Origin of the sequence: Thiohalophilus sp. (assembly GCF_031581315.1) — a bacterium.
Classification (GTDB): Bacteria; Pseudomonadota; Gammaproteobacteria; order UBA6429; family Thiohalophilaceae; genus Thiohalophilus.
This window is the reverse complement of sequence record NZ_JAVLAZ010000081.1, coordinates 1,810-10,883: the sequence shown is the minus strand read 5'-3', so window position 1 is coordinate 10,883 and position 9,074 is coordinate 1,810. Positions and strand designations below refer to the sequence as shown.

The 9,074-nt window shown below is 59.1% G+C and carries 8 protein-coding genes; 4 read left to right on the top strand and 4 right to left on the bottom strand.

All coding sequences use genetic code 11. From position 1 onward, the window contains the following. Positions 1-398: DNA adenine methylase (locus tag RI563_RS10795; RefSeq protein ID WP_310694392.1), on the top strand; the 398-nt coding region annotated here is incomplete at its 5' end. 4 nt (positions 399-402) lie between these two features. On the opposite strand, the gene RI563_RS10790 is transcribed toward RI563_RS10795, so the two are convergent. After that, the gene (locus RI563_RS10790; RefSeq protein ID WP_310694391.1) at positions 403-1,485 is read right to left on the bottom strand and encodes a metal-dependent hydrolase; all 1,083 of its coding nucleotides are present in this window, start codon (positions 1,483-1,485) and stop codon (positions 403-405) included. A gap of 172 nt (positions 1,486-1,657) precedes the next feature. On the opposite strand from RI563_RS10790, the gene RI563_RS10785 reads away from it, so the two are divergent. Continuing rightward, positions 1,658-2,062: a two-component system response regulator gene (locus RI563_RS10785; protein WP_310694390.1), complete on the top strand. Its 405-nt coding sequence runs from the start codon at positions 1,658-1,660 to the stop codon at positions 2,060-2,062. A gap of 179 nt (positions 2,063-2,241) precedes the next feature. Here the strand turns inward: RI563_RS10785 and RI563_RS10780 are convergent, their stop codons facing one another. The 3 genes from RI563_RS10780 to RI563_RS10770 all read right to left on the bottom strand — a co-directional run bounded on the left by RI563_RS10780 (position 2,242) and on the right by RI563_RS10770 (position 7,244). Beyond that, on the bottom strand, positions 2,242-4,029 hold the full coding sequence (locus RI563_RS10780) for a GspE/PulE family protein (protein WP_310694389.1): 1,788 nt from the start codon (positions 4,027-4,029) through the stop codon (positions 2,242-2,244). A 352-nt stretch (positions 4,030-4,381) separates the two neighbouring features. Continuing rightward, entirely contained in the window at positions 4,382-6,655 is a 2,274-nt protein-coding gene (gene ptsP / locus RI563_RS10775) for a phosphoenolpyruvate--protein phosphotransferase (protein WP_310694388.1), read from the bottom strand. Between the two features lie 73 nt (positions 6,656-6,728). Then, entirely contained in the window at positions 6,729-7,244 is a 516-nt protein-coding gene (locus tag RI563_RS10770) for an RNA pyrophosphohydrolase (protein WP_310694387.1), read from the bottom strand. Positions 7,245-7,466: 222 nt separating this feature from the next. On the opposite strand from RI563_RS10770, the gene RI563_RS10765 reads away from it, so the two are divergent. Both RI563_RS10765 and RI563_RS10760 read left to right on the top strand, forming a co-directional pair. Further along, entirely contained in the window at positions 7,467-8,123 is a 657-nt protein-coding gene (locus RI563_RS10765) for an HAD family hydrolase (RefSeq protein WP_310694386.1), read from the top strand. A 9-nt stretch (positions 8,124-8,132) separates the two neighbouring features. Next, positions 8,133-9,074, top strand: a 942-nt coding sequence (locus RI563_RS10760) for an iron ABC transporter permease (RefSeq protein WP_310694385.1), incomplete at its 3' end; no start/stop codon positions are given.

The window sequence follows — 9,074 nt, the reverse complement described above, 5'->3', positions numbered from 1 at the left end:
AGCGCCCCTACTTTCCGCAAAAGGAGATGCTCGCCTTTCATCACCGGGCACAGCGGGCCGAATTCCTGCTGGGGGATTTTGAACAGACCATGCGACAGGCCAGAGCGGGCGATGTCATCTATTGCGATCCGCCCTACGTACCGCTGTCGACCTCCGCCAACTTCACCACCTATAGCGCCGGCGGCTTCAGTCTGGACGATCAGCAACACCTGGCCGATCTGGCACAAGGCTGCGCGGAACGAAATATCCCTGTTTTAATCTCCAATCACAATACCGCCTACACCCGAAAAATCTATCAACAGGCCGATAAAAACAAACGCTTCAAGGTACAGCGCTATATCAGCTGCAACGGGAAAAAGCGCAACAGCGCGGGCGAGATTCTGGCGCTGTTCAAATAACGGTTCAGGGCGATAGCGGAACGATGTGATCACCCTGGTGACGATAAAGCTGCCAGTCATTGGTGCCGTTGCGACAGGCACCGAAGCGAAACGGCACGTTGCGGGCATCCCCCAGAATAAAACGATGATCCTGGAACCAGGCACACAACCCCTGCTCCCGCTGCTCGATACGATAGAGGGCGGGGAACAACATGAAATCCCGAATATGCTTCAGCACGGCCTGGTGCCAGACATTCCGCGCCAGATCATGCGCCGCACCTTCACCATAACGGGGTAACGTCTCCCAGTTCAGCCGGTTCAACGGTCGATAGATAGCGTTAATGCGCTCGAACATGCCGGCCTGCTTCTCTGGCGTGGGAATGACCTGTTGGCGATGCAGATTCACATAACTCACGTGATACTGTTGGGGCTGTTCGATCACGATCTTCCAGTTAAATGGCGACAAAGGTTGCGGCAGGGCATGCACTTCGGACTGTTCCAGCCCCTGCTGCTGTACATACTCCCGACCCAGATCGCGCGCCTGCCAGGCCTGAAAATGCTGCATACCGATATACATCGCCAGCGTGGTCAGGCCAACCAGTGCCACCTGTTGGCCCTGTCTGCGCCAGATCCACGCCACCAGCAAGGCCAGAATAATGATCCCGCTGAACCAGAAATCGATAATAAAGGTTGAAGGCAGGGAGAACTTGGCGTGGCTAAATGGCGCCAGGATCATGGTACCGAAAGAGGTGATCACATCACCGAAGATATGAATCCCCAGGCTCATGGCACACACGGCATAGAATGCCCTCCAGTGATACTGGCCGCGCCACAGCAGGACAAACAACAGTGATAACAGGCCGGCCCACAATGGCAACATCAAAACCGAATGCGTGATTCCCCGATGGTATTTGAGATAACTCAACGGCCCGTCGATCAGCCGCACGAGAAAATCACCGTCGGGGAAAATACCGGCCAGAAACCCGGCCGTCAGACGGCTGCGCAGTGACAGGACCCGTCCTGTCGCGATGGCCTCCCGATCCGGGGTTTCGGAGGCCGTGGCCCGCGCCAGCAGGACGCTGCTCAGGCCATGTGTCAATGTGTCCATCTGATGTTTATCACTTAATAATCATTAACTTACAACCAGGCACTGAAAATCCGTGCCTGCGTCACACATTCAAAGCGGGATTAAAGCCACCCCGCTGCGCTGCCGATGTATACCTCAAGAAGATGAGGCCACAGGGCTTCACCAGTGTCGGACAAACCGGGTATTTTGTTAAATGGCCAAAGCACGAATCAATCGTCAGGGAACACTCCTGATTCTCGAAAAAGACGTGCACACCGCTTATCTGCTGGACTATCTGTTGAGCCGCGAAGGTTATAACGTCGTCAGCACCACCAACTGCGAAATCGCCTCCCGCCTGCTGGCCAAAATGCCACCGGCTGAACTCATCTTTCTGGATGTCGCCTATGTCAGCGACGGTCAGTGCCAGTTCATGGAAACGCTGCGCAACATGCCCGGCTGGCGCAGCACGCCGGTCCTGCTCCTGGCGGAGCACTATACCATGGAACATGTCAGTGACGGCCTGAAGGCCGGGGCCGATGATTATATCGTCCAGCCATTCAACCACGCCGAACTGCTCACCCAGATCAAGCGCTACTCGCTCAAACTCCATCGCGCCTGATACCAGGGCGTAATTCGCCCCGGTATCAGGCGCGAGTTACGAGGGACGAGTTACGAGGGCCGAGGAAAAGCGTTTGCAGGCTTACGACAGGATCATGGCAAGGCGTCCTGGAAACATCTCACCTATTCACAGCATTGCTGTTCCTCGTCGCTCGTACCTCGTCACTCGTCCCTATTCTGTCAGACTTCACTATCGCTCGGCACGACGTTGAGGACTTCCTCCATGGTGGTCAGTCCCTGGGCGATTTTCTGGGCGCCGGAGATGCGCAGTTTGATCATGCCTTCGTTGATTGCCGTGCGCCGGATCTCCGCGGCATCACTGTCCGGGCCAAGCTGGGCGCGGATGGCGGGGCTCATGCGCAGCATTTCGTAAATCCCGATCCGTCCCATGTAGCCAGTGTTGCGGCATTCGTCGCAGCCGACCGGCCCGTAGAAGGTCGGCTCGCCGCTCATTTTCCACGGCCGGGTCAGGGCCTGCCACAGATCCGGATCCACGTCAGTGGGTGCCTTGCAGTGTGGACAGAGGGTCCGTACCAGTCGCTGGGCGAGCACGCCCAGCAAGGTGGCGTTGATCAGATAGGAAGGCACCCCGATCTCACGCAGACGGGTCACGGCGGAGGACGAATCGTTGGTATGCAGGGTGGAGAGCACCAGATGACCGGTCAACGCCGCCTGGATCGCCATCTCGGCGGTTTCCTTGTCGCGAATCTCACCGACCATGATGATATCGGGATCCTGACGCAGCAGGGTGCGCACCCCGCTGGCAAAGTCGAGCCCGATGTTGTGTTGCACCTGCATCTGATTGAACGCCGGCTCGACCATTTCGATCGGATCTTCCACCGTGCAGACATTGACCTCGGGCTGGGCCAGTTGCTTGAGCGTGGAATAGAGCGTGGTGGTCTTGCCCGAACCGGTCGGACCGGTGACCAGAATAATCCCGTTGGGCTGATTCACCATCTGGTTCCAGCCGGTAATTTCCTTCGCGGAGAAACCCAGCGCGGCGAAATCCTTGACCAGTACATCCGGGTTGAAAATCCGCAACACCAGTTTTTCACCGAAGGCGGTCGGCATGGTCGACAGACGCAGTTCGATCTCGCCGCCTTCGGGTAACAGGGTTTTGATGCGTCCGTCCTGCGGGCGGCGTTTTTCCACCACATCCATACGTCCCAGTACCTTGATACGGCTGGAAACGGCGGTCATCACCGGCGTAGGCATGTCGTAAACATGATGCATGACACCGTCGATGCGAAAACGGATGTGTCCCTGCTCGCGTCGCGGCTCCATGTGAATATCACTGGCACGCTGATCGAAGGCATATTGCAGCAGCCAGTCAACGATCTGCACCACATCCTTGTCGTTGGCATCCAGGTTGCCCGTCTTGCCCAGCTCCACCAGTTGTTCCAGGTTGCTGACACCGGGAATATTGACCGAATCCTTGTCCGAGGTAGCACGACGAATCGAGTGACTGACCGAATAAAATTCGTTGAGATAACGGGAGATATCCAGTGGGTTGGCGATCACCCGTTCGATCTGCAGGCCGGTGACATGCGCCAGCTCATCTTCCCAGCTGCGAATATCCGGCTCGGCGGTGGCGATAACCGCTTTGTGTTTATCGACCTTGACCGGCAGGATACGATGCTTGCCGGCATAAGCCGACGAGGTCACAGCCGTGACCGCCGTGACATCGACCTTGAGCGGATCGATCCGCATATAGGGTAAACCGGCGCGTTCGGCCAGCCACTGGGTCAACACTTCCAGCGTCAGCTTCTTGCCGGGGCGGGTCAGATCATCCCATTCCTGTTGTGAGATAATCACCAGCGGGTGGATTTCCAGTCGCCCGGTGCGCGCCGGGATCAGAAACTCGTCCGAGGTCTGTTTATCCAGCCGGCCATCTTCCACCAGCGCATGGATCAGTTCATGCAGATTCAGATGCCGATCGACACCCACTTCATGGGATTGCTGCTGCATAGTTGATAAACCTGTTAAAAAGTAACTCTCGCAGAGACGCTGAGCTCGCCAAGAATGACGCAACACAGCGTATTTTTCGCTGCGCCTTTGCACCCACAAAACGGGCATAAACGTCTCTGCGAGAGAATAATGTTAGTTTCCCACACGGTTCACACCTATGTAGGTCACGCTGGCGTTAACCTGCGTGACATTCGGCCGATACGAGGAGTGTCAGGTAGCGCATTCGCGCAACCTGACCTACATCAAAATCGGGTTGTTAAATATTGACTCTCGCAGAGACGCAGAGCTCGCCAGGGGTGACGCAACACAGCGTGTTTTTGCTGCGCCTTTGCGTCTCTGCTAGAGATAAATGTTATTTTCCCGCGCGGATCAGCCCGCCCATGCCGGCCTCTTCGAGTTGCTCGTTGAGGTAATGGCGAATCTCGTGCACGTTTTCCATCACCAGCACTTCGCTGAGGATCTCCGAGGCACGCTCGCGACTCAGGTTACGTATCACCCATTTCACGCGCAACAGACTGGAGACACTCATGCTCAGGCTGTGAATTCCCATGCCCAGCAACAGGATCGCCGCTGCCGGATCGCCCGCCATTTCACCACAGACACTGACCGGCTTGTCGTGAACCCGGGCACTGTCCACCACTTGTAGTATGGCGCGGATGACCGCCGGGTGCAGGGAATCATACAGTTCGGCAACCCGCGAGTTGTTGCGATCCACCGCCAGCAGGTACTGGGTCAGATCGTTGGTACCAATGGACAGGAAATCGACCCGCTTGGCCAGATTACCGGCCTGGTAGACGGCCGAGGGGACTTCGATCATCACGCCGATCTTGGGCATGCGAATGGCCTGCCCCTCTTCGAGCAACTCTTCATAGGCCTGATGAATCAGACTCAGGCTGTCGATCAGCTCGCTGACGTCGCTGATCATTGGCAACAGGATATTCAGGTTATCCAGCCCGGCGCTGGCCAATAGCATGGCGCGGATCTGCACCAGAAAGATTTCCGGGTGATCCAGGGTGATACGAATACCCCGCCAGCCCAGAAACGGATTTTCCTCTTCAATCGGAAAATAGGGCAGGGCCTTGTCGCCCCCTACATCCAGGGTTCGCAGCACCACCGGCCGCGGCGCAAAGGCTTCCAGTACCTGTCGGTAGTTGGCGCGCTGTTCGTCCTCCCCGGGGAAGCGCTGGCGGATCATGAACGGAAACTCGGTCCGGTACAGACCGATCCCCTCGGCGCCGCTTTCCCGGGTCGGAGTCATATCCGAGATCAAACCGGTATTGGCGTACAGGGGAATATGTTCGCCGTCGAGCGTTTCCGACGGCAGCTCACGCAGGGCTTTGAGCTCCTCGGAAAGTTCGACTTCCTGATCGACCAGTCGGCGATACTCTTCCAGGATGGGATGGGTCGGAGCCACATAGACCCGGCCGCTATAGCCGTCGGCGATCACTTCGGTTCCATCCATGCGCGATACCGGCAGATCGGTGGCCCCCATCACTGCCGGCACCCCCAGCGCCCGGGCCAGGATCGCCACGTGCGAGGTCCGCGAACCGCGCACCGAGATCACCCCGGCCAGCTTCTCCGGCGGCACTTCCGCCAGCATGGCGGCACTGATCTCCTCGCCCACCAGCACGGTCTCATCCGGGTACGCCAATGATTTGAGGGTATCCTGCTGCAGATGCGAGAGAATCCGCCGCCCCAGATCACGCACATCGTCCACCCGCTCGCGCATGTAACTGTCTTCCATCTCGCGGAAGATGCGTTCATGATCCTGGATGGTCTGGCGCAACGCACCCTGGGCCCAGTTGCCCCCTTCGATGCGCTGACGGGTCTGACCGGCCAGACTGTCGCTGTCGAGCATCAGCATATAAACATCGAACAGGGCATGATCCTCGGCCGGTAACTTGTCGACAAACTGGGCCGACAGGTTCTTGATGTCTTTTTTGACGGCTTCCAGCGCGGCATTGAAGGTCTCGACCTCGGCCTCCACGTTGTCGGTACGTCGATCCGGCACCGCGTCGATATCCGCCAGGGTATAAACCACCTTGGCCGTCCCGATCGCTACGCCTGGCGCCCCGGGTTGACCGCCGATCGGGCGACTGTCATGCGGATGGTCCGGTGTCACCTGGCCCAGGATTTCGACCTCGCCGCTGGCCTCGGCATGCGCAATCGCCCCGGCCAGCTGCGCCGCGATGGTGATCAAAAAGGTCACGCTGTTTTCATCGAACTTTTCACTGCCGTGCTGTTGCACGACCAGCACGCCGACCACCTTGCGGTGATGGATGATCGGCACACCGAGAAAGGCGTGATACGGCTCCTCGCCGGATTCGGGGAAATAACAGAAACGGGGATGCTCGGGCGCGTTATCCAGATTGACCGGTTCGGCGCGCTTGGCCACCAGGCCGACCAGGCCGCGCTCCTGACCGAGGCGCACCTTGCCGACACTGCTCTGGTTCAGGCCGTCGGTCGCCTTGAGGACATAGTATTCGTTGTCCTGATCGGTGAGATACACCGAGCAGACATCCACCTGCATGGCCTGTTTGACACGGCGTACGATGATCTCCAGCGCCTGCTCAAGATTGCGCGCCAGATTCACCTCTTCGATTAATCGACGTAAGGTATCAAGCATAAGGGTCCATTCAGTGGGATCAGGGTTTGACCTGTCTCAGGCAGAATAACACAGGGTGATGACGCTGCCGGTATCAGGCAAGCTGGCCGTAAACCAGTTTGCCGCTCACTTTTTTTAATAACGGGCCCAGCTCCGCCAGCGCGCGCCGGTATACCTGGCGCTTGAACGGGACCACTTCGCGCACCGGCTCCGCCGGGGTGACCCAGCGCCAGCAATCGAACTCGGGGGTATCGCTGGCATCCAGACTCACTTTACTCTCCGGCGCGATCAGGCGCAGTAAAAACCAGCGCTGTTTCTGACCAATACAGATCGGTTCGCGGTGATACCGGATCAGTTTTTGCGGCAGGCGATAACGCAGCCAGTGTCGGGTAGCGCCAATCAGCTCCACATCATTTTGTGCCAGACCGATCTCCTCGGCCAGCTCGCGGAACAGTGCCTGCTCCGGCGTTTCATGGCGGTGAATGCCACCCTGGGGAAACTGCCAGGCCTGCTGCCCAATACGCCGGGCCCAGAACAGTTTGCCTTCCGGGTTGCACAGAATAATGCCCACATTGGCTCTGTATCCTTCCGAATCAATCACTTGCCACATCCTTTTAAAGCCCTGCACCAGATTCTTTCACAGCCCCCGGATGCTCGCAAATTTTCCCTTATCAGGCTCGATATTTCTATATATTTCAGCTATTTAAGTACTTCAGCAGCGACTCATATACCCGTCAGTCGCCAGCGCCCCGGCCGCCCGACTCGCCCGGCTGCTTTTCGCCCCGCCGTTTGGGTTATCATGCCCCCTTTTGTGCAAGCGGGAGGAACACGCGTGACCCTGGCAATCTTCGATCTCGACAATACCCTGCTCAACGGCGACAGCGATTATCTGTGGGGCCGCTTTCTGGTACAGCAGGGGCGAGTCGATGGGGAAGCCTACGAGCGGGAAAACCACCGCTTTTACGAGGAATATAAAAGCGGCCAGCTCGATATCCGGGAATTTCTCGCCTTTAGTCTGCGCCCGTTGAGCGAGATACCGCCGCCGGAACTGATCGAATTGCACCGTCAGTTCATGGATGAGGAAATCCGCCCGCGCATTACCCCGGCGGCCCGGGCCCTGCTGGACAAACACCGCGCCCGGGACGATTTTCTGCTGATTATTACCGCCACCAACCGCTTCGTCACCGAACCGATTGCGGAGGAACTGGGCGTCGATGAGCTGCTGGCCACCGATCCCGAGCAGATCGACGGACGCTATACCGGCCAGGTCAGCGGCATTCCCTGTTTTCGCGAAGGCAAGGTCCAGCGGCTGGAACAGTGGCTGAAACAGACCGGCCAGAATCTGGCCGACAGCTGGTTTTACAGCGATTCGCACAACGACCTGCCATTGCTGGAGCGGGTGACTTACCCGGTGGCGGTGGATCCCGACGAGACCCTGACCGATCACGCCAGCGCCCGCGGCTGGCCCATCCTCAGCCTGCGCGAGTAAGCCGCCCTTATGTCCACACGCCATCCATGGGGGCTGTTGCTGGGGCTTGGGGGGCTCTGCCTGATCAGCCTGGGGATTTCCCTGACCAGCGGCAGCGTTGCTCTGGAGACCGCCCAGGTGTGGGGCGCACTCTGGCGCCCGGAGGCGGATCTCGCCAGCCAGCTGGTCTGGGAGCTGCGCCTGCCGCGCAGCCTGGCCGCCCTGACCACCGGCGCCTTGCTGGCAGTCGCCGGTTGCCTGATGCAGGTACTGGTGCGCAACCCGCTCGCCGATCCCTATATATTAGGTATCTCCGGCGGTGCCTCGGTAGCCGCGCTGCTGGCCATGCTGGCGGGGGTGAGCGGTCACTTGCTGACCGGTAGCGCCTTCATCGGAGCACTGGTGGCCATGTTGCTGGTCTTTGTGCTGTCGCGTGGCCAGGGGCAATGGAACAGCAACCGCCTGCTGCTGACCGGCGTGGTTCTGGCCGCCGGCTGGGGGGCGGGCATCGGCTTTATTCTCAGCCTGTCGCCGGACAGCAGCCTGCAACGGATGATGTTCTGGCTGATGGGGGACCTGGGTTTCGCCCGCGCCAATGCCCTGCCCTCGATTGTGCTGGTGGTTGGTCTGCTGGCCAGCCTGTTGCTGGCCCGCCAGCTCAACGTGCTCACGCGTGGCGAACTGGTGGCCGGATCGCTGGGGATTCGCACCGAAACCCTGCACCTGGTCATCTATGTGATCGCCTCGCTGCTGACCGCCACCGCCGTCACCCAGGCCGGCAGCATCGGCTTCGTCGGGCTGGTGGTGCCGCACCTGATCCGGCTGCTCGGCTATCACGATCACCGCATCCTGCTGCCCGCCGCCGCCCTGCTCGGCGCCAGTCTGCTGCTGCTGGCCGATACCGTCGCCCGCACTCTGCTGGCGCCGCAACAGTTACCAGTTGGCATCCTCACCGCCTTTATCGGGGTGCCG

What these genes read in the sequence shown, in the direction of transcription:
- RI563_RS10790 (WP_310694391.1), bottom strand. Translation starts at nt 1,485, where the DNA reads ATGGACACATTGACACATGGCCTGAGCAGCGTCCTGCTGGCGCGGGCC.
- RI563_RS10785 (WP_310694390.1), top strand. Translation starts at nt 1,658, where the DNA reads ATGGCCAAAGCACGAATCAATCGTCAGGGAACACTCCTGATTCTCGAA.
- RI563_RS10780 (WP_310694389.1), bottom strand. Translation starts at nt 4,029, where the DNA reads ATGCAGCAGCAATCCCATGAAGTGGGTGTCGATCGGCATCTGAATCTG.
- ptsP (WP_310694388.1), bottom strand. Translation starts at nt 6,655, where the DNA reads ATGCTTGATACCTTACGTCGATTAATCGAAGAGGTGAATCTGGCGCGC.
- RI563_RS10770 (WP_310694387.1), bottom strand. Translation starts at nt 7,244, where the DNA reads ATGTGGCAAGTGATTGATTCGGAAGGATACAGAGCCAATGTGGGCATT.